The organism is bacterium, from assembly GCA_008933615.1.
In the GTDB taxonomy this organism is placed as follows: domain Bacteria; phylum CLD3; class CLD3; order SB21; family SB21; genus SB21.
In genome coordinates, this window is sequence record WBUR01000037.1 from 20,353 (window position 1) to 41,934 (window position 21,582).

23 protein-coding genes, 1 tRNA gene and 1 other RNA gene are annotated in these 21,582 nt (G+C 44.0%); 22 read left to right on the plus strand and 3 right to left on the minus strand.

Annotated elements, in window-relative coordinates:
* Positions 1–19: 19 nt before the first annotated feature.
* Together F9K33_13115 and F9K33_13120 are read right to left on the minus strand one after the other, a co-directional pair.
* On the minus strand, positions 20–835 hold the full coding sequence (locus tag F9K33_13115) for a ParA family protein (protein KAB2878456.1): 816 nt from the start codon (positions 833–835) through the stop codon (positions 20–22).
* Between the two features lie 6 nt (positions 836–841).
* On the minus strand, positions 842–1,501 hold the full coding sequence (locus F9K33_13120) for a hypothetical protein (GenBank protein ID KAB2878457.1): 660 nt from the start codon (positions 1,499–1,501) through the stop codon (positions 842–844).
* Positions 1,502–1,692: 191 nt separating this feature from the next.
* Between F9K33_13120 and F9K33_13125 the strand changes: the two genes are divergently transcribed.
* From F9K33_13125 to F9K33_13160, 8 genes are all read left to right on the plus strand, one after another.
* On the plus strand, positions 1,693–2,217 hold the full coding sequence (locus F9K33_13125) for a hypothetical protein (protein KAB2878458.1): 525 nt from the start codon (positions 1,693–1,695) through the stop codon (positions 2,215–2,217).
* 43 nt (positions 2,218–2,260) lie between these two features.
* A complete protein-coding gene (locus F9K33_13130; GenBank protein ID KAB2878459.1) occupies positions 2,261–3,286 on the plus strand; it encodes a thiamine pyrophosphate-dependent dehydrogenase E1 component subunit alpha in 1,026 nt (341 codons plus the stop codon).
* A gap of 57 nt (positions 3,287–3,343) precedes the next feature.
* Positions 3,344–3,442, plus strand: coding sequence for a hypothetical protein (locus F9K33_13135; protein ID KAB2878460.1), 99 nt, complete (start codon positions 3,344–3,346; stop codon positions 3,440–3,442).
* Between the two features lie 156 nt (positions 3,443–3,598).
* Positions 3,599–4,654: a thiamine pyrophosphate-dependent dehydrogenase E1 component subunit alpha gene (locus tag F9K33_13140; protein ID KAB2878461.1), complete on the plus strand. Its 1,056-nt coding sequence runs from the start codon at positions 3,599–3,601 to the stop codon at positions 4,652–4,654.
* A gap of 33 nt (positions 4,655–4,687) precedes the next feature.
* Positions 4,688–5,158 (plus strand): DUF4442 domain-containing protein, encoded by a 471-nt coding sequence (locus tag F9K33_13145; GenBank protein ID KAB2878462.1) that lies wholly within the window; start codon positions 4,688–4,690, stop codon positions 5,156–5,158.
* Entirely contained in the window at positions 5,145–6,059 is a 915-nt protein-coding gene (locus F9K33_13150; GenBank protein KAB2878463.1) for a hypothetical protein, read from the plus strand. The genes F9K33_13145 and F9K33_13150 overlap by 14 nt, the downstream gene beginning before the upstream one ends.
* A gap of 80 nt (positions 6,060–6,139) precedes the next feature.
* Positions 6,140–7,495, plus strand: a complete 1,356-nt coding sequence (locus F9K33_13155; protein KAB2878477.1) for a peptidase M64 — start codon at positions 6,140–6,142, stop codon at positions 7,493–7,495.
* 54 nt (positions 7,496–7,549) lie between these two features.
* Positions 7,550–8,293 (plus strand): dienelactone hydrolase family protein, encoded by a 744-nt coding sequence (locus F9K33_13160; protein KAB2878464.1) that lies wholly within the window; start codon positions 7,550–7,552, stop codon positions 8,291–8,293.
* Between the two features lie 31 nt (positions 8,294–8,324).
* Here the strand turns inward: F9K33_13160 and F9K33_13165 are convergent, their stop codons facing one another.
* A complete protein-coding gene (locus F9K33_13165) occupies positions 8,325–9,137 on the minus strand; it encodes a DNA/RNA non-specific endonuclease (GenBank protein ID KAB2878478.1) in 813 nt (270 codons plus the stop codon).
* A 476-nt stretch (positions 9,138–9,613) separates the two neighbouring features.
* Here F9K33_13165 and F9K33_13170 point away from each other — a divergent pair, with 476 nt between their 5' ends.
* The 14 genes from F9K33_13170 to F9K33_13235 all read left to right on the plus strand — a co-directional run.
* Positions 9,614–11,299 (plus strand): alkaline phosphatase family protein, encoded by a 1,686-nt coding sequence (locus F9K33_13170; GenBank protein KAB2878465.1) that lies wholly within the window; start codon positions 9,614–9,616, stop codon positions 11,297–11,299.
* A 34-nt stretch (positions 11,300–11,333) separates the two neighbouring features.
* A complete protein-coding gene (locus F9K33_13175) occupies positions 11,334–11,699 on the plus strand; it encodes a hypothetical protein (GenBank protein KAB2878466.1) in 366 nt (121 codons plus the stop codon).
* Positions 11,700–11,762: 63 nt separating this feature from the next.
* Positions 11,763–12,740, plus strand: coding sequence for an alpha-ketoacid dehydrogenase subunit beta (locus tag F9K33_13180; GenBank protein KAB2878467.1), 978 nt, complete (start codon positions 11,763–11,765; stop codon positions 12,738–12,740).
* A 43-nt stretch (positions 12,741–12,783) separates the two neighbouring features.
* Positions 12,784–13,464: a VCBS repeat-containing protein gene (locus F9K33_13185; protein KAB2878468.1), complete on the plus strand. Its 681-nt coding sequence runs from the start codon at positions 12,784–12,786 to the stop codon at positions 13,462–13,464.
* 24 nt (positions 13,465–13,488) lie between these two features.
* Positions 13,489–13,686, plus strand: a complete 198-nt coding sequence (locus tag F9K33_13190) for a hypothetical protein (GenBank protein KAB2878469.1) — start codon at positions 13,489–13,491, stop codon at positions 13,684–13,686.
* A gap of 55 nt (positions 13,687–13,741) precedes the next feature.
* A complete protein-coding gene (locus F9K33_13195; GenBank protein ID KAB2878470.1) occupies positions 13,742–15,229 on the plus strand; it encodes an aldehyde dehydrogenase family protein in 1,488 nt (495 codons plus the stop codon).
* A 234-nt stretch (positions 15,230–15,463) separates the two neighbouring features.
* Positions 15,464–16,816 carry an L-lysine 6-transaminase gene (locus tag F9K33_13200; protein ID KAB2878471.1) on the plus strand — a complete coding sequence of 451 codons (1,353 nt, stop codon included), beginning with the start codon at positions 15,464–15,466 and terminating at the stop codon, positions 16,814–16,816.
* Positions 16,817–16,979: 163 nt separating this feature from the next.
* Positions 16,980–17,053: transfer RNA gene (locus tag F9K33_13205), tRNA-Pro, on the plus strand.
* A 107-nt stretch (positions 17,054–17,160) separates the two neighbouring features.
* On the plus strand, positions 17,161–18,105 hold the full coding sequence (gene queG, locus F9K33_13210; protein KAB2878472.1) for a tRNA epoxyqueuosine(34) reductase QueG: 945 nt from the start codon (positions 17,161–17,163) through the stop codon (positions 18,103–18,105).
* A gap of 122 nt (positions 18,106–18,227) precedes the next feature.
* A complete protein-coding gene (locus tag F9K33_13215; GenBank protein KAB2878473.1) occupies positions 18,228–18,842 on the plus strand; it encodes a YbjN domain-containing protein in 615 nt (204 codons plus the stop codon).
* A 211-nt stretch (positions 18,843–19,053) separates the two neighbouring features.
* An RNA gene (ffs, locus tag F9K33_13220) (signal recognition particle sRNA small type) lies at positions 19,054–19,152 on the plus strand.
* Positions 19,153–19,181: 29 nt separating this feature from the next.
* Entirely contained in the window at positions 19,182–20,960 is a 1,779-nt protein-coding gene (gene dnaX / locus F9K33_13225) for a DNA polymerase III subunit gamma/tau (GenBank protein KAB2878474.1), read from the plus strand.
* 32 nt (positions 20,961–20,992) lie between these two features.
* Positions 20,993–21,319, plus strand: coding sequence for a YbaB/EbfC family nucleoid-associated protein (locus tag F9K33_13230; GenBank protein ID KAB2878479.1), 327 nt, complete (start codon positions 20,993–20,995; stop codon positions 21,317–21,319).
* A gap of 15 nt (positions 21,320–21,334) precedes the next feature.
* Positions 21,335–21,582 (plus strand): recombination protein RecR (locus F9K33_13235; GenBank protein KAB2878475.1); only part of this gene is annotated, 248 nt, incomplete at its 3' end.

Here is a 21,582-nt window from a genome sequence, read left to right on the forward strand (position 1 = left end):
TCCGTAAGTAATAAATAAGTTAAAAGCTTTTTGCAATTAATTCGTTGGGAGATCGCGAAAAAAATTTGAAATTTATTTCTTCAGCAAGATTGTAATAGGCCTGCAACCCCTCGGAAGTAGATTCTAATTCAGCCAGGGCATCCGGTAAGTTTTTATTGCCCGTATACAAGAGGTTAAGAGATGTATCACGCGGAATGGAAGTTTCAAAAACAAGGTCTTCGGTAAAATAATTGCGAACTTCTTCGTGAACGATTTGCGAAGCCATGCTATTATTATCGAACATCGTGAGTAGTACGCCTGCAATTTCAATACTGTGATTTGTATTCTTTTTGATGTCAATCAATTGATGCAAAAGTTGCGGGAATGTTCTGAGACTGAGCGGTTCGCTTTGTAGCGGAATGATCGCATAATCTGAAGCGATTAGAGCCCCGGTAGAAATAAGGCCGATACCCGGCGGACAGTCGATGAGTATGAGATCGTAATACGGCGCAGCATTCAGAACGGATTCGCGAAATAATCCGGTAGCGCGGGTTGCGTCTTCAAAAGCCTTAATTTCAGAGTTAGAGTTTGGGATTCCGGAGTCCATTACAAATAGATTTTCTAATTCCGTTGGCTGTGCGCCGTCGAGAATCTCTGCTTCACCGCAAAAAACCTGGTACAGGCCGAACGGAGAATTCGGGTGTTTATTGAGGCTGTATACTATTCCGCCCTGAGGATCTGCGTCGATGATCAGAACTTTTCTGTTACTTCTTGCAAAAGCAACGCCGAGATTGAGCGCGGTAGTTGTTTTACCGACGCCTCCTTTCTGACTCGCTATGCTGAAAATCTGACCCATGCAACCTTATTCCAAATGTTGATTACCGTATGCGGCCAAAATATCTTTTTCTGTCTTGCCGCTTTGAAGGTGTTGTTCTATTTCCTCGATGACATCTTCTGTACTTAATGCAAAACGATTTCGTTCGGGAGAGTGAGTATCCGTAAAACCGGTACAAGAAAGTCTTTTTCCTGAAATGGAGCTGAATAAAGCAGATAAGAAACCGGCAAGAATGCGATTCATGTGATCGCCATCGGACTTCTCAAGAGCCCATTCAACTGAGTGTTTGAGTTCAATGACGTAAAACTTGTTCCCTTCGGTGATACGGAATTGGCCGATACCGGAGTAACTCAGGTAGTTATTTAGATATTCTATAAATTCGTCCTTAAGGTAATCCTGAGGCTTTCTAATGGATTCGCTCTTTATTTGTTGTATGCGCTCATTTAAGTTTTTATAGAATTCAAAGCCCCAGCTTCTTCCGAATTCATAAAAAAACAGTTTAGGGTCAACTGCCTTGTCTTTGTTTTGTGCCCATAGGAGGCTTTGTAATCTCGAAATAAACGGCATATCGACAATTCCAACGCGACGGGGTAGTTGGGTAAACGGATCGGTAAGGGATAGACTTCCCTTGGCATAGTCGACTTTGACATTACTTAGAACGGCCGATTCGATTGGGTTTTTGCTCATGATAGTCCGACGGGTATGTGATTGATAAAAATGCGAAACAAACTACAATTTTCTTGCTTATAAATCAATGCAAAAATACAGATAGGCGTAAAAGAATATGAATGGATTGTAATTTTTAATTGGAATATTTAGTTAAATTTTTTAGCTTTGGGTTAATTTTGTTTAACTCAGCGTAGGGGAAATGCCGACGAATGTCTAAATTCATAATACATATTTCCAAGGAATATCTAAAATTCAGTTCGGCGCATTTTACAATTTTTGACGATAATGACGTTGAGCGCCTGCACGGGCACAATTACTACGTCGCGGTGGATATCGAATGCCGGGATAGCGAAAACGGGATCACATTTGATTTCAAAGATCTCAAACGAATGATGCAGGCGCTTTGCGACCAACTCGACGAAAAAATTCTTCTTCCAACGGAGTCGAAATATCTAAAACTTTCAAAGAATCGCGACCAGTTTGAGGTGGTGTTTTCTGGCTCCGGATTTTCAAAAAATTACAGTTTCCCGTGCGAAGATGTGGAGATTTTACCGATTGCAAACGTTACCTCGGAATTGCTGGCAAAATATATCTGCGATGCTTTTTGCAGGAAATTAGAAACATCGTGGAACGAAAACAATCCGGACAAAGAGATCGTGAGTTTTGTTATCGCCGTCGCGGTGAAAGTAGAAGAAACCAAAGGACAGTCGGCAAGTTATGTCTGGGAATACTAGGGATCAGAAGATAAGTGTATTGAATAAATAAATGAAAGTTTAGATGGCGGAATCCAAAGCGAATAGTAAAACAAAAGCAGCCGTGAAAAAAAAGGTCGAAATAGAAAGTAATCTTACTTCAGAAGATTATATTCGAATGTACCGCCTGATGCGTTTGACGCGTGAATTTGATCAGGGTATTATCAGGTTATATCGTCAGAGCAAGATGATCGGCGGCGCGTATTCCGGTTGGGGAAATGAGGCGACGGCCGTCGGCAGTGCGTTTGCGCTGGAGCCGCAGGATTATTTATATCCGATGCACCGCGATATTGGCGCACATTTCACGCGCGGACAGTCCGCGAAAGTTCTGATGCTCAATCATCTCGCCCGCGCCGACAGTCCCACGCGCGGTGTGGACGGAACGGGGCATTATTATGACAAGAAATTACGTATCGTAGGAAATATCAGCCACCTTGCCGCGATGATCCCGCAAGCAGCGGGTACTGCGCTTGCCGCTGTAAAGAAAAAGGAAAATGCGGTCGTGCTTAATTATATCGGTGATGGAGGAATGAACGTCGGAGAATATTACGAGGGGATGAATCTTGCGGCCGTTTGGAAATTGCCGTTTGTGCTTATCATTGAGAATAATCAATATGCGTATTCGACACCGACGCATTTGCAATATGCCTGTGAGAGCCCTGTGGATCGCGCTATCGGCTACGGAATTCCTGGGGTTAAAATTGACGGGACGAAAATTCTGGAAGTATATGATGCCTGTAAAACGGCAGTGGATAGGGCGCGGTCGGGGAAAGGCCCAACGCTGATCGAATCGGTTACGATGCGCATGCGCGGACATGCAGAACATGACGGGCATGAGTATTATCCCAAAGGGCTTTTGGAAAAGTGGCAGGCGAAAGACCCGATCGATCAATTCGAGAAATGCCTTCTTGAAAAAAAAGTTTTGACACAGAAATTGATCGAGAAAATTTCAGCTGACGTTAAGCATGAAATCGAAGAGGCGGTGGAATTTGCCGATAGGGCGCCCTGGCCCAACGGCGCCGATGCAGAATTGGGCGTATACGCGGAGTAGTCTTTTGCAGTCACTCAGAGCGAAGCGATGAATCTCATGCGAAATTGAGAACACGCCATGCGACAGTATTTTGTTTATATGATGTCGAATAAAAATAACAGGGTGCTGTATAGCGGTATTACAAATAATGTGATGAGAAGGGGATTTGAGCATTAGAATAACCTTTACGTTTATAATGTTGAGAAATTAGAATAAATTTAAATACGATAAACCCGAAATGGCGGATCTCTATAATAATGAAATAGTACTTCCAATTAGGGAACTCTTCGTTTCGCTCAGAGTAACTTTTACAAAAAACGGAATGGTAGTTACGTGAACTCTAAAGATAAAAAAAAAGACCGCGTACAAAAGACAAAAAAAAATCAAAAGCCCTTTCTAACTGCCGCCGAACTCGATCTTAAGAAATTCGAGCCAACCGATGCACAGAAGAAAGAATTGTATTATTTCATCATGCTCAATCGGGCATTTGATGATCGTGTGGCGAAACTTTATCGGCAGGGCAAAATAATCGGCGCCGCCTACGGCAGCCGCGGGCAGGAAGCTACCAGCGTCGGTTCTGCCTACGCGCTTGAAAAAAACGACATCGTCGGCCCGATCATTCGTAATGCGGGCGCCATTATCGTTCGGGGATTACCGGTAAAGAATTTTTTGTCCAATTTCATCGGCCGCTCAACGACTCCGACGGGAGGCCGTGACGGGAATTCGCATCTGGGCGATTTGAGCATCGGAGTTTTTGCGCCGATCTCCCATCTCGGAAGTTTGATCATAAATCTGACCGGATGCGCGTTAGCGTTTAAACTCAAAAAGGAGCCGCGTGTGGCGCTGACGTATATCGGCGACGGCGGTACGTCCACGGCCGAATTTCATGAAGGTATGAACATGGCCGCGGTATGGAAAGTGCCTTTTGTCTGCATCATAGAAAATAATAACTGGGCGTATTCTACGCCGACGGCGCATCAGTCTAATCTCAAAGATCTGGCGGTGAAAGGCAAAGCATACGGCATGGAAGCCGTGGTAATGGACGGCAATGACGTTTTTGAAGTGTACCGCGTTTCCAAGTACGCAATTGAACAATGCCGCGCCGGCAATGGCCCGATTTTGATCGAGTCCAAAACCATGCGCATGAAAGGCCACGCGGAACATGATGACGCATTCTATGTTCCGAAGGAAATGTTTGCCGAATGGCAGAAAAAAGATCCCATCGCGCGCGCCGAAAAATATCTGCTCGATCATAAGGTCATCACACAGGCAGAAAATGAAGCTCTAAAGAAACGAGTCGCGAAAGACATGGAAGAGGCGGAGGAGTTTGCATTAAATGCACCGTTCCCGCTGGGTGAAGAAGCGGCCGAAGGCGTTTATGCGGAATAGCGGCGTCAAACGATCCATTCCGGCAGTAGCCAAATGACGTTGATAATACAAAAGATCAATGTGTTTCGCTGGATCAATTGGTATCCGCCGTTTCTCGGAGCAGGTATACGAGTGAAGGAAGTGGATCGTAAGGAAAAGATTATTGAAGTGGAAATGAAACTACGATTCTGGAATCGAAATTATGTCGGAACGCATTACGGCGGGTCACTGTATTCTATGTGTGACCCTTTTTTTATGCTCATTCTGATGCGTAAACTCGGCAAAGATTATATTGTCTGGGACAAATCAGCGCAAATCAAATTCGTCAAACCCGGCTCCGGTAAGGTTAAAGCCCGTTTTCATGTCCCTGATGAAAAGATTCAATCTATCAAAGAGGAATTGGAAGCGAAGAAAAAGGCGGATTATGAATTTGAAGTATCCGTCACAGATGAACAAAATAATATAGTGGCCGAAGTGAAGAAATTGATTTATGTGAGGAAGAGGGGTCAAAATGCAACTATTTAAACAAAATGACAAAAAAATTGAGTTAGTTAAGGAAAATCCGTTTCGACTAGAAAAAGAGATGCAAGAACTGGTTCAGGGAAATATGGCGACGCTTTTTAATCTGCAATTTGTGAGGTCCGAATTTCAATTGAATGGTCTAAGAATAGATTCTCTTGCCTTTGATAAGGATTCGTCTTCCTTTGTGATTATTGAATACAAAAAGGATCGAAATTTTTCTGTTATTGACCAAGGCATGAGTTACTTAAGCTTGATGTTGAATAACAAAGCAGAATTCATACTTGAATACAACGAAAAATGCAAGATGTCCTTAAAACGCGATGATATTGATTGGTCGCAGTCTCGAGTAATGTTTGTTTCGACATCCTTTACCCAATATCAAATTGAGGCGATAAATTTCAAAGATTTGCCAATTGAATTATGGGAAATTCATAGATACTCTAATAATACCGTTTTGTTTGATCAACATATTCCTTCTTCTACACAAGCGAGTATCAAGTCTGTATCTAAGAAGAATGAAAATGTAGATGTAATTAGCAAAGAAGTTAAGACCTATAGCGAGCAAGAACATCTTTCAATTGCCACAGCTGAAGTAAGTGAATTATACGAAAGGTTCAAAAATTTAGTTTTATCAATAAGCCCTGAAATAAAGGTTAAAGCAAAAAAATATTACATCGCATTTCAAATAAAGAGTAATATTACTGATGTTTGTATTCAAAAGAAGTCTATTAAAGTATTTATCAATCTTGAAAAGGGTAAACTTGATGATCCCAAAAAGTTAACTAGAGACATTTCAAAAATTGGTCATTGGGGGAATGGTGATTATGAATTGCAGATCAGTTCGGACGATGATTTAGAATATGTTATTTCATTGGTTCGACAATCGTATAAATTAAATAGGTAGCTAATGGATTTCACTTTAAGGAGGCTCTTATGACAATCTTACTCATTTTTCTATCACTATTTGGTTTAGGAGGCCAAAACATGTTCGATGATTATTTTACCGGACAGACTTTCCGTTTTGATTATTACCACAGCGGAACGGCGAAGGAAGAGCATATCAGCTTGGATGAAATCCGCCTCGAAGGCGTTTGGCCTGGGAGTAAAATCAATTTGATCGACGAATCGAATCTTGGGAAATACATGTTCGAGGTCGTGGATTTGAAATCAAACAAGGTCATTTATTCACGGGGCTTCGCCAGTATTTACGGCGAGTGGGAAACGACCGGCGAAGCTTCGAAGGTCTGGCGGACGTTGCACGAATCCCAGCGCTTTCCCGAACCGAAGAATAAAGTGCAGTTGGTTCTAAAGAAACGCCAGGACGATGGTTCATTCACACAAATATATGCTACGACGATTGATCCGTCGAGCCGGTTCGTCAATCGTTCTCCGCTCGTTCCTGCCGGCGAGGTTTGGAGCGTTTTTGAGAACGGCGATGCGGCAAAAAAAGTCGATATTCTGATATTAGCCGACGGTTATACGGCGAAGGAAAAAGATAAATTTCATAAAGACGTAACGCGATTAGTTGGCGTGATGTTCGAAACAGAACCCTTCAAATCACAAAAGAAAAACTTTAACGTACGCGCGATCGATGTTTTTTCAGCTCAGTCGGGCATCAGCAATCCGCGTAAAGGCGTTTGGCGCAAATCGGCGCTGGGCCTGAGTTTTAATTCTTTCGATTCCGATCGTTACGTTTTGACCTATGAAAATAAGAGCTTGCGTGAAATTTCCGCCAATGCGCCGTACGACGCCATTATCATGATTGCCAATGACCGCAAATACGGCGGCGGCGGTATATTTAATTTATGGGCGACGGTGACTTCCGATACGGAACCGTCCGCGTATGTTTTCGTGCATGAATTCGGCCATTCGTTTGCAGGGCTGGGCGATGAATATTATACATCGCCGGTATCGTATGAGAATTACGCATTGCCATCGGTAGAACCCTGGGAACCGAATGTGACGGGGCTTTTTGATCCCGCAAATCTTAAATGGAAGCACCTGATGGAAGCCGGCACGCCTTTGCCGACGCCGTGGAATAAGGATGAGTATGACAAATACGAAGTCGAGCGTCAGAAAAAACGCGCTAAAATGGTAGAAGAAAAAGCCACGGAAGAACAAATGGAGGCTTTGTTCAAAGAGGTAAAACAGGTTACAACGCCTATGCTGCAAAAGAATAAGTTCTTTGGAAAGGTCGGAGCATTTGAAGGCGCGGCGTATGAATCGAAAGGCCTTTATCGTCCGGAACTCGATTGTATCATGTTCACGCGTAACGATGTGCCGTTCTGCAAAGTGTGCACTGAGTCGATTTTAAAAGTTATTAAGATGTATTCTGAATAAAAATTTAGTAGATAAATGTTTATCAGTTCTATTTGACATAAGAAGAAAGAGCCGATGATTGTTACGCATCAGTATGTTGACCTTAGCGTGGATAATAGTACCATGCGGATGTTCGTTGCCGAACCGAAAGCGGATGGGAAATATCCGTCTGTAATTTTTTATTCCGACATATTCCAGCTAACGCCGACGATGATCCGTGCGTGTATACGTTTGGCAGGCTATGGTTTCGTTGTAGCCGCGCCGGAAATTTATCACCGTGTAGAACCGCCGGGAGCTTGGATCCCGTTTGACGACACGGGTCGTGACAGAGGAATGAATGATGCGGGGAGAACAAGCATTGCAGAATTTGATGCTGATTGCCGCGCTGTCCTGGATTATTTAAAACAGTATCCTAAGAATGCTTCCGGTAAATTAGGCGCCGCCGGGTTTTGTATTGGCGGGCATTTGGCTTTTCGCGCGTCGCTTCAGCCTGACGTCAAAGCGACGGTATGTTTCTACGGTACGGGCATTCACAATGGAAAGCTCGGCAAAGATGAAAATGCGGGTTCGCTTGAGCGGGCGAAAGAAATTCAAGGCAAGTTACTTATGATATTCGGATCGCTTGATCCTCATATTCCGGCGGAGGGAAGGACAAGTATTGAATCCGAATTAAAAAAAGCCAGAACAGATTTCTCAGTCAAATTGTTTCCAGCCGAGCATGCATTCATGCGTGATGAAGGCCCCCGATATGATCCTGAATCGACGGATTTGGCATGGCAGGAGGCGGTTGGTTTTTTTAGAAAGGTATTCGGAACTTAGCACAGAGAACACAGAGATAATTTTTTGAAAATTACTGATTGTCGATAACGCTTTCAATTACGGCCTGAATAGACACAGGAACATTTGACAAGAAATTGTAACCGGTTGCCGCCTCAATCTGATCAACGGAAACGCGGTAATTTTTCCAATCGTCATTGCGGATGCCGTTCACATTCGGCATGTCAATCGCAATAACCCTGGTAGTTGTGGTTATATCTGAAATTCCGGGTTCATTCATTACGACAATAACCTTCCACGAGCGCGCAGGCACGGACACGTGTCTTGCGGCTACAGTTCCGTTCGACCCATAACCGCCCGATATAATAAAAAGTTCTTTTCCTTCGGCTGCCAGATCACGGCAATAGTTTTCCAGATTGGCCCACGGTCCCTGATTATTATCCGGCGCTTGCGGGATCATATTGGTCATCAAAAATGTTTCTGAATTGTCAGCTTCCGTCGCTGTACGATCTCCCGAAGGACAAAGGTGCCCGCGATCATAACCGCTACCGGAGAAATCATTTTCATTCACATGATACCAGACTGAAGGAAGAGAATCGTCAACGCGAAAATTATCCTGCCTTGGGACATCTCCGAGCCACGAACTATTCAAGTGCCACGATACCCAGTTAGGCCTACCGGTCGAGCTGTTGTAGGAAAGCGCGTATTGTGGCTTTTCCATCAGATAATTTTTTGTCGAGTCAATTACGGCGGCGGCGTTACTCGGATTGCCAAGCGCAAGGTATGGGCTTGAAAAACCCGGAGCGCCGGTTGTGTCGGTTATGTAAACAGTCAAACGGTAGGGTTCGGTTGAAGTATAAGAAGCGTTCCCGCTGCTGACCCGGATATAATAGATTCCCGGCTGGGGCGTTGTATAACGAATTGATTCAATACCGCCGACACCGTTATTTTTGGAACCGTCTATCACCGATTCATCTGCGCGAAGAAGGTGTAGGTCGTAATTTTTTCCGACGGGTATGGATAGATCGACGCTGATGCGCTTATTCGCCAAAGTCTCGAGCTTATAAAAATCCTCATCCGTCGGATTATCAATATATTCAGCCAACGTTGATGGAAATGAGGACAGGTTTGCGGCATCTGAAGGATCGTTGTTGTTATCGTTATTGATACTCGGTTCTTTCACCTGAGCACAGGAATACAAAAGCGCCATGAGGCTATACAGGGTAAGCGTTGATAGCGTTTTTAGCATGGGGAATTTTAGTCATTTACCATAGCTTTGTCAATTGGTTTTCTTTTACGAAAGGGCAATTTTGTCTTTTAATTTGCTAAAATATTTATTACTATGCACCGCGAAAAAGTGAAATGACCTACATGAAAAATGTTTTATTTCTCACTCTGGTTATCTTGACCGGATGTTCTAAATCTGCAACGGATGCCAAGCTGCCTATACCACCGAAATTGATTGTCTTCATCAGCATCGACCAATTTCGCTATGATTATTTGACTCGATTTGCTCCTTTCTTCGGCGCAGACGGATTTAATCATTTGATAAAAAAAGGAGCGAATTTTGTCAATTGTGAATACGAACATGCAACTACAAAGACGTCAGTCGGCCATTCTGTGATGATGAGCGGAGCGTATCCTCGCACGACCGGTATCGTAGCAAACAACTGGTATGACCGTGATCTCCGAAGATTGACATACTCCGTAGAAGATACTCTGTCGCCGGTGCTAGGCCTTATCCAAAAATCAAACCGGGACGGGCGTTCACCTCGAAAATTTAACGGAACCAATCTCGGCGATGCCCTGAAACATCACAACGGAAATAAATCCAAAGTCTTTGCTGTTTCCTGCAAAGACGATGCGTCGATTCTTATGGCAGGACGATCGGCCAACGCAGCCTATTGGATGAACGATGCCGAGGGAGGTTTTTTTACGAGTTCGTATTATATGAAAGCCTTTCCTGAATGGGTTGAGACATTTAATCGGGAACATAGTTTTGATAAATGGTTCGGAGCGAAGTGGGACTTGCTTCTCGGCGAAAAAGACTATCCAATGATCGATATTTCAGCCTTGCGTTATTATGATTATCCAAAGAGCTGGAGCGGGACGTTGCCTTATCAAATCGGAATTAGTTTGGAAAAACCGGATGCCGATTATTACAACCTGCTTATTGAATCTCCCTTTTCCTCTGAAGCGTTATTGGATTTTACAGAGAGATTGACAGTTGAAGAAGAATTAGGCGCTGATGAATTTCCGGATATTCTATGTATCAGCTTTTCCGCAAACGATGAGATAGGACACTGTTTCGGCCCAAATAGCCGCGAGGTGATGGATGTTACGATTCGGACGGACCGTTATTTGGAACGGCTATTCAAATTTATGGACAAGGCAGTCGGCGATGAACATATCTTGTACGTTCTCACGTCCGACCACGGAGTCGCTGTGATGCCGGAAGAACTGAAAAGGCTGGAAATTGAATCCGGCCGAGTCAAACCGCCGGTTATTGAAAAGTTGGTTCAAGAAGCCATGACGAAGAAGTTCGGTAAATTAGACGTGGAAAGTTCCTATGTCGGACGGATGGCGAACCTTGATTTCTATTTTAACCGGAGCGCGTTAGACGAAAAAAAGATTGATAAAAAGGCCGCAGAAGATTATATTAGCCAGGTTTTGACTAAATCAATGCCTCAAATATTTCGCGTGTATACGGCAGAACATCTAATGCACGGTAATATTAGTCAGGACACGGTTTTGAGGCTCGTTCAAAATAATTATCACACTGAGAACAGTGGAGATTTAGTCATCATTCTGAAACCGAATTTTGTATGGGACAGAAATGAAGTTGGCACTGAACACGGTTCACCTTACTCGTATGACCGGCACGTTCCTCTTATCCTATACGGTACTAACTGGATAAAACCGGGAAATTTCGGAACCCCCTGTTCTCCTGCCGACATTGCACCCACTTTGTCGACTATATTCGGAATCGATGCGCCGGTCGGTTTTGAAGGAAAAATATTAAAAGAAGTTATACGATTTTCAAAATAGCAACATTACCACAACCTAAGAAGGAGTTCACACAATGTCCAGAATGATTACCAACATTAAATATGTCTGTATCTATGCATCGGATTTCGACCGCTCACTCGCTTTCTACAAAGACGGCTTAGGTTTGGATGTAACGTATCATGAAGACGGTTTTGCGCAATTTAATACCGAAGGCACGATTCTCACGCTGGAAAAAGGAGGCGAAAAATCTGCGGAACCGAAAGATTACAAGAAGAACGGTGTATTGATTCAGTTTGAAGTGGACGATATGGAAAGAACCGTGGGTACTTTGAAATCCAAGAATGTCAAATTCACGCAAGGTATTACGGAGCTGGAATTCGGCAAGATCGCTGTCGTGGTCGATCCGGACGGAAATCAATTGCAGTTGCTTGAACAGTAATTTGCAGTTGCTTGTTCGTGGGTCGTGTGACAAACGAAAAATAATTTTTTTACAAAGGAAATAATGGCGACTTTAACATATTTGGAAGCGATTTCGATGGGGATGCGCGAGGAAATGCGTCGCGATCCCAATGTCTTTCTGATCGGGGAGGATATCGGAGTATACGGCGGAGCTTTCAAAGTGACGAAAGGGTTCATCGAGGAATTCGGCGCAGAGCGCGTCATGGATACGCCTATTTCCGAAGCGGGTATTATCGGCGTTTGTGTCGGATCGGCTTTGATGGGTTTGCGTCCCGTTGCAGAAATGCAGTTTGCAGATTTTATATCCTGCGGTTTTAATCAGTTGGTTAATCAGGCCGCAAAAATTCATTATCGATGGCGTGAGGCCGTTCCCATGGTCGTACGTTGCCCGTCGGGCGGCGGCGTTCACGGCGGGCCGTTTCATTCACAAAATCCGGAAGCGTGGTTTTTTCATGTTCCGGGTTTAAAGATTGTATCTCCTTCGACTCCGTACGACGCTAAAGGTTTGATCAAATCAGCCATTCGAGATAATAACCCCGTTTTATTTTTTGAGCACAAGTTTCTTTACCGCCGTATCAAGGGTGAAGTTCCGGAAGACGATTATATTGTGCCGATAGGGAAAGGCGATATTAAGCGCGAAGGTAAAGACTTGACCGTCGTTGCATACAGTTCGGCTGTGCATTGGGCATTGGAAGCGGCAGAGCAAATCGAAAAAGAAGACGGAGTACGCGTCGAAGTTTTGGATATGCGCAGTATACTGCCGTACGACAAAGAACTCATATTACAGTCCGTGAAGAAAACTAACCGTGTGATAGTTGCGCATGAAGCGACACTGACCGGCGGGGTTGGCGGTGATATCTCTGCCTTCATCACGGAAAATGCATTTGAACATCTCGATGCGCCTATTCGCCGCCTTGCGGCTATTGATACGCCGGTTCCGTACAGTCCGCCGTTGGAAGCTCATTTTTTGCCCAACAAAGACAAAATGCTCAAGGTTATGCGGGAATTAGCAGCATATTAAATTGAGATATGTTCTATAAGATTTATTAAACAGGAAAGAAAGATTGATCGCTCGAGTTTTTAGTTTATTATTTGTTGTATGCGGTTTGCATGGCATTGCTTTCGAAGGCAACGGACGGCCGATAGAGGTTATATCCGGCGTTAACGAACGAAATTATATTGAGGACGCGTATAGGGATGCGTCGATTAATTATCCGGGTGTCATAGATAAGGCGCCCACACAATGCGAGTTTATCCTGTACAAAGGGTTCTCAGCAGACCTGGATGGTGACGGTAATATAGAACTGATCGTATCGGGCAGTCTGAATGAAAAGTTGACGTATGTGATGGTGTATTACTTGGATGAAGGTAAATGGACATGCAATATAGTCAACAGTTGCGCCGGGGGAAGCGTTTTTGATATAAAGATCGTTGATGTTGATAACGATGGATTTGCCGAGATCTATTCAGTGCTTCTTGATGAAGAACTTCGCCGTTTCTGCCGCATTGAAAAATTAATTGACCATAAATTTACTTCACTTTTTAGTTTGGACACCAGGGGCGGCCTGTCGTTTTCATGCAACATATCCTTGACGCGCGCAGACGAGAAGCAGCGGTACCGCGTTCGAATTGACGAGGTTGAATATCCGGAAAACGACGGAGGCGACGTCCGTCAAAGAACCTACTTTTACAAGTTCGAGAAGGATATTTTTGTACTGGAAAATGTCTATTCCGGAAGACAATAGGATTGATTCAAAAAGGAGATCGATATGCTTACATTATGGCTTTTAAAACTTTATTGGGTCTGGATCATTCTTGGTCTGGTCATACTTATTCCGAATATTCCGCCTTTCGGATTTGGTATTTTTGGCATGATCATAGGCGGTGTTTTTACACTTTGGGGACTGGTGGCTAGAAAAGCGATGTCGAGCGAAAGTTTCCGCAACCGGATCGATCGTAATTTATAATGAAACTCCGGTTGGCTAATTATTCAAAACAAAAGTAAAGATTGAGGTACGGAACATGGCACAGAAATTTCAAAATTTTATCAACGGCGAATGGAAAGATGCAAAGTCCGGCCAGACATTCGAGAACCGAAATCCGGCCAATTGGGATGAGGTGATCGGTACCTTTCCGAAATCGGCTGAAGAAGATGTAAACGAGGCCGTCGGAGCAGCCAAAGCGGCATGGGAAGAATGGCGCCTGACGCCCGCTCCGAAACGAGGCGATATTTTGAAAAAAGTCGGCGATCTTATGGTAGAACGCAAAGAAGAACTCGCGCGCGAAATGACGCGTGAAATGGGAAAAGTTCTGACCGAAACGCGCGGCGACGTTCAGGAGGGTATCGACACAGCCTATTATGCTGCGAGTGAAGGGCGCAGATTATTCAGTTATACCGCGCCGTCGGAACTGCCCAATAAATTTGCTATGGCCATTCGGACGCCGATCGGAGTTGCCGGCATAGTCACGCCGTGGAATTTTCCGATGGCGATTCCGACCTGGAAAATTTTCCCTGCATTGGTGTGCGGTAATTGCGTCGTATTTAAACCGGCCTCCGACACGCCCAAAACGGCAACGAGTTTAGTTCAGATACTTCACGATGCCGGAGTTCCCAAAGGCGTGATCAATATAGTTCACGGCGGCGGCGGAGCGGTAGGCATGAAAATCGTTGAACATCCGGACGTTGCATTAATTAGTTTTACCGGTTCGTCCGGCGTGGGAAAAACGATAGCGCAATCCTGCGGAAAAACTCTGAAGCGGGTATCACTGGAATTAGGCGGCAAAAACGCACAGGTAGTTATGGACGACGCCAATCTTGAGCTGGCGCTTGACGGGGTGTTATGGGGCGCATTCGGAACGACGGGACAACGGTGTACCGCCACGAGCCGGTTGATCCTGCATGAAAAAATTCATGACAAGTTTGTTGATATGTTGGTCAAGCGCACCGAGAAACTTCGGCTCGGCGATGGTCTCGAAAAAGGCGTGGAAGTCGGACCGTGCGTGAACGAAGACCAATTGAATACCGATCACGAATATGTTGAAATAGGAAAAGCAGAAGGCGCAAAACTGATGTGCGGCGGTGAGCGTGCAACGGAAGGCGATCTGAAAAAAGGGTGGTTTTACAAACCGACGATTTTCACCAATGTCAAGCCGGGCATGCGAATCGAACAGGAAGAGATTTTCGGGCCTGTCCTTTCCGTGATTAAAGTTAAAAACCTCGATGAAGCAATTGAAGTATTGAACGACACGGTGTACGGGCTTTCATCCTCAGTATACACGCGTAATGTAAACGATTCGTTCAGAGCGATTCGGGATATCAAAGCAGGTATCACTTATATCAACGCTCCGACCATCGGAGCCGAGGCGCATCTTCCTTTCGGCGGTGTTAAGGAAACCGGCAACGGGCATCGCGAAGGCGGCTGGGCTGTTTATGATTTCTTTAGTGAATTGAAAACAGTATACGTCGATTACAGTGATAAATTGCAGCGCGCGCAAATTGATAACTATTAATGTTAGATGATTCAGTTTTTTAGAAATATTTTTGAAATTCTTGTTGATCATTCTGCCGTCGACGACCAGATTTGTTTTTGGTGGATTGGTCAGCAAGAAGTTCTTATCGGGCGCAGAAAATGTCTGCTCAAACCGGAATGGAGGATATGAGGCAGATTCTCCTTTTAATTAGATTTCCTCATTCTATAGTGAACGAGGACATTTTTATTATTATTTTCCCAAAGGAGAATCGTCATGTTGAATATTCATCTCACAGCCGATCAGGTTCATGAAACCTTGCGCAAACACATGCAGGTTGACGGATTTGATATTGTGCTCGATACAAAGAAAAGTTTAGGTTCCCGCCTTATCGATGTCAAAACAGGAAGATCTTTCTTAGATTTTTACTCATTCTTCGGTTCCGCGCCTGTCGGAATGAATCACCCCCGCCTGCAGACACAAGAATTTAAGGACGGTCTCGTTGAAGCTGCGACCAATAATCCTGCCAACGCGGATGTCTATACAATCAAAATGGCGGAATTTGTTGCCGCATTCGACAAAGTCGGCATTCCGGATTATCTGCCGCATTTATTCATGATTTCTGGCGGTGCGCTTGCCGTGGAGAATGCACTCAAAACCGCCTTTGACTGGAAAGTGCGTAAACAGTACCCGAACGGTTTCCAATCCGTCGAAACCGAAAATGAGTACGTGAATTCGCTGAAAGTGATTTATTTTAATGAAGCATTTCACGGCCGTTCGGGATACACGCTGACCATGACCAATACTTTTTACCGTCACAAAGTACAGTACTTCCCTAAATTTGACTGGATAAAGGCGCCAAACCCGAAGATCGTTTTCCCGCTGGATGAAAAGAATCTTGCGGAAGTGAAGAAACGAGAAGGGGAATCGTTACGGTACATACGCGAGCAAATTTCGGAACACAAAAAGCAGATTGCCTGTCTGATCATTGAACCGATACAAGCCGAAGGCGGTGACAATCATTTCAGAAAAGAGTTTCATGAAGAGCTTCGCAAGATTTGTGATGAGAACGAGATATTGATGATCTACGATGAAGTTCAGACCGGCGTAGGTTTGACCGGCGCCTTCTGGGCGCATCAGAAGATCGGCGTGAAACCGGATATACTTGCCTTCGGGAAAAAAATGCAAATCTGCGGGATACTTGCCGGTAAGCGTATTGATGAGACAAAAGGTAACGTTTTCGAATCCAGCGGGCGTATCAATTCCACTTGGGGCGGCAATCTCACAGATATGTACCGTTCTACCTGGTATCTGAAGATCATTGCAGATGAAAAATTAGTTGAAAACGCCAGAGTACAAGGTGATTATCTTCTGGCAGCATTGCAGAAACTTCAAAGTGATTTTTCATTAGTATCGAATGTGCGCGGGTCCGGCCTCATGTGCGCTTTCGATCTGCCTGTGACGGAATTGCGAGATACGCTGGTCAAAAAGGCTTATGCGGGGGGATTGCTAATTCTGAAATGCGGCGAAAATACGATCCGACTTAGGCCGGCGCTTAATATTACAAAATCAGAAATTGATGAGGCTATAGGCCTGTTGAGAAATGCATTAAAGCAAATTGCAAAATAGGCGATATACACCTTGACAATCGAACGTTGATTCTATATATTCGAGCCCGTTTAAATTACGTGTTCGTGGCGTAGTCCCGGCTTTCGTCGGGATAAACTCCGCTCGGTAGCGCCAATGTCAGAGACTTAGTTTAGAAACTGTTTGAAATAATTTGATATATGTTCGGGGCGTAGCGCAGCCCGGTAGCGCGCCTGTTTTGGGAGCAGGATGTCGGAGGTTCAAATCCTCTCGCCCCGACTCAATAAGACCCTCTGAGTAATCAGAGGGTCTTTGATTTTACTGCTAGTTTTGTATATTAATACATCACATAGTGCCCATCAAAAAATCAAACCCGTCTCAAAGAAATGACTAAGACAGATCTTACCTATAGTATAAAATCCAAAGCGTTGGAAATCGGCTTTGATAAAGTGGGCATTGCCAAGGCAGATAAAGTTGCGTCGACGTCATTGCTTGAACGGTGGCTGACATCCGGCTTCCACGGCACGATGAAATGGATGGAAAATTATTTTGATAAAAGAGCGGATCCGAGGAAACTTTTTCCAGGCGCGAAATCGGTTGTTTCCGTTGCACTCAATTATTATACACCGCAACCAATACCGAATGATCCCGAAATGGGAAAGATCTCACGATATGCATGGGGTGACGATTATCATGATATTGTGAAAGAAAAGTTGCGCCAACTGCTTAACGAAATACAGTCACTATGTCCTGATGCAGAAGGAAAGAGTTGCGTTGATACCTCGCCCATGATGGATAAATACTGGGCAACTCAGGCCGGGATCGGATGGCAAGGCAAAAACAGCAATGTGATTACAAAGGAACTCGGATCATGGGTGTTTTTAGGAGAAATAATATTAAATGTGGAACTCGATTATGATGAGTCGATCAGCGATTTTTGCGGAACGTGCAACCGGTGTATTGATGCTTGTCCGACACAGGCCATTACAGAGCCTTATGTTGTAGATTCGAATAAGTGTATTTCTTACCTAACCATCGAATACCGTGGCGAAGCCTTTCCGGAACAGGTGGCGCAGCCATTCAATAACTGGATTTACGGCTGTGATATATGCCAGGATGTTTGTCCATGGAACATTAAATTTGCTGAAACGACTGCAAATGAACAATTTTTCCCAAGGCAAAATAATTTAAACCGAAATGTAAAAGAGTGGGAATCGCTCAGTGAGGACGAGTTCAATAATCGATTTAAAAAAAGTCCCGTTAAGAGAACAAAATACACCGGATTTGTCCGGAATGTGAAGCATGTATTGTCACAACTGACAAAACTTTGAGCAAATGAAGGTATGATCCGCCTTGACTTTTACGCATAATTTTCGGAATTTTGGTCGTTCACACCAAGTTTGTTAATTCAGAAATTATTAAGAATTTTACTCACCGCAACACAGGAGGATCTATGGCAAAGAAGTCAACAAAAAAAGCGGCTTCAAAGAAACCTGCGAAAAAGAAAGTTGTGAAGAAAAAAGTAGCAAAGGCAATTAAAAAGGCCGCACCGAAAAAAACCGTTAAAAAAAGCGGAAAAAAATCATCAAAGAAGGCGCCGGCGAAAAAAGTTGCGAAACTGACTTTGGAACAATTGAATTTAAAAGTTCAGAATAAAGTGGAAGGGTTTATTAAGCAATTATATAAAAAGAACTACGAACGACACGAAGACGGGCGGTTTTTGGTTTTTGAAGGCTCGACCGTTGTTCAGACCGTCATTCGCCCCTGGCACAGCAACGATGTGGTAGTAGAATCATTTTCATATGTCGTTCAGGACGCGCGCCTTGACGAAAATCTTATGAAATTTCTACTTAGGGAAAACGCCGTTCTGCATTTCGGTTCGTTTGGCATTACCTACGACGGAACAATTATATTCAGCCATTCACTCGCTGGGGCCAACTTGGATGAGAATGAGTTCAGCGCATCAATGAAATCCGTAGCCCGAATTGCAGATCATTACGATAACCAGATTGTTGAAATGGCCGGAGGTATGACCGCCCGGGAAGCTATGAAAAAAGGTATTATGTAACGGTTGTTTAGAACTGAGTTTTGAAAACCAGCGTGGTTAACCGACGCTGGTTTTTTTATGTTCGGTATTTTATTTTCCGGTCACCGGCCTTTAAGCTGATGTAAATCGAAAAAACAGTCATTTTTTAATACAAGATTTCTTGACAAATAGGGTCAGATTGATTACTTTGGGCAACATTAAAAAGCACACAGTGAACTATTGTAACATAATAGCCCGAGCCTTACGCAATTTGAGACAGCTGAACCCCGCCAGGTCCGGAAGGAAGCAACGGTAGGCTATTCTTGGATGTGCTGTAACAAGCTTGGGCTTTTTTTCCATCCACTCTAAATCGAAATATTCATGTCCTATCTCGTCATTGCCAGAAAATATCGCCCGATGCTGTTTGACGATGTAATCGGCCAGGAACATATTACAACCACGCTCAAAAACGCTATTGAATCCAATCGTATTGCCCATGCGTATATTTTTTCGGGGCCACGCGGAGTAGGCAAAACGACCACCGCCCGCATTTTCGCCAAAGCAATCAATTGCGAGAAAGGTGGCCCAACGATTATCCCATGCAACGAATGCCTCAGTTGTACAGAAATTACCGGCGGGCGCAGCCTTGATGTATTGGAGATTGATGGCGCATCCAACCGCGGTATTGATGAGATTAGAAGCCTGCGCGATAACGTTCGCTATATGCCGGTTCGCGGCGGATATAAGATCTATATTATCGATGAATTTCACATGATTACTAAGGACGCTTTCAATGCGCTTCTGAAGACACTCGAAGAACCGCCGCCGCAGGTGATCTTTATTTTTGCTACAACCGAACCCAATAAAATATTACCCACCATATTATCTCGGTGCCAGCGTTTCGATTTTAAACGAGTTCCGATTGATAAAATCGTCGGACGCCTTCGCTACATTTGCAAAGAAGAAAAAATAACAATCGACGAGGAATCCCTTTTCGCTATGGCTCAGATGTCCGACGGCGGTATGCGCGACTCGCTGACGCTTCTGGATCAGGTAATCAGTTTCTGCGGTATTAACATCAAGATCGATCAATTGCGTGATGCGCTGGGCATCATTAATGTAGATGTATATTTTGAACTGACAAATATTATTCATGAAAAACAGACCGCGGAAGGTTTTAAATTTGCCGCAAAAATATTGGATGCCGGCTGGGATATAACGGAATTTTTACACGGGTTCTTAGAACATATTCGTAACATGCTCATGACGCGTGCCTGCGGGGCTCAAGCGCTGACGGAAGTATTTGAGGGATACCGAAAGCAGTATGAACATTCTGTTTCATATTTTTCAGAGCAGGACCTTTTGCGGATGATGAACTTGGTGTCCGAAACCGTCCAACGAGTGAAATGGAGCATCAAGCAAAAATTTATTTTTGAATTGATGCTGATGAAACTGATTCAGATGGAAAATACGGTTCAGCTCAGCGATCTCATTAGGAAAATCGAATCGATGGAGCCTAACGAGAACAATAGCTCCGAGCCGGCATTAAAAAAAAAAGTTAATTCCGTAGCGACAACAGCCTATACGAACGCCTCTGTTCCGACTATTCAGAATATTACAACGCCAAATTTGAATCTTACGCAGGCGAAACCCTCATCAGGGTCTATGAATATTGAAGTCGGCATACCACAGGTCGAAAGCAAATGGGGCGCAATACTCAGCAAGGTCAAGCTGGAAAAAATTCGTGTCGGAGCTATATTGGAACATGCGTTTCCTGCAGAAATTATTCAGGATGTACTCCATGTGGGCTTTACACACAATGACTTCACCGGGTTTCACATTGAGATCATTCACAAAGAAAGAGAATATCTGTCCAAAGTAATGAAGGAGTTTCTCGGGCAACGGCTGCACATTCAATGCGATTTAAAAAGAATAGCTGAAAAAGGCTATCGGGAATCCATTCTGAGCGAAACGACGGAGGATCACTATCCCGTAGTGGAAAGCGTTAATCAAGCGACCCCTACATCTGATAATTCTCAAAAGGATAGAGTGGAATTATTTAAACATATTCGGGAACTCGAACAGAAGGATCCTTTGAAGCGTTTGATAGAAATCTTTGATTGTGAACTGATTGAAGTATCTCATAAAACGAATACATAAATCTACAACGAAAGGCAACGAATAAGAGCATGATGAAAGGATTTGATATGAAGAGCCTCATGCGTGAGGCTGAAAAAATGCAAAAAGAGATAGAAAAGCAGCGGACGGAATTAGAACAGGTTCTTGTCGAGGGCTCGTCCGGCGGGGGTATGGTCAAAGTGAGCGTCAATGGCAATATGAAGATTCAATCGATAAAAATTGACAAAGAAGCAGTTAATCCGGCTGAAGTCGACATACTGGAAGACATGATTTTGTCGGCGATCCATAATGCAGTTCAAAAGGCGGAGGAGATTTCGAATGCAGAAATGAGCAGGGTCACGGGCGGCTTATTGCCCAATATGAAATTACCGAACAAATAATACTTAGAAACTGTTATGCAATATACATCGGAGTCATTAGAGCGGCTCATAAACGAATTTTCAAAACTTCCAAGCATTGGCCGCAAGACGGCTCAGCGGCTGGCGTTTCATTTGCTGAAGCAACCCAAAGAAGATGTGCTAGTTCTGTCGAAGGCGTTGATTGACATAAAAGAAAAGATCGGCCGTTGTTCTGTTTGTTTCAATGTAACCGAACAAGATCCCTGCGTTTTATGTACCAATCCAAAACGCGACCGGCATACGAT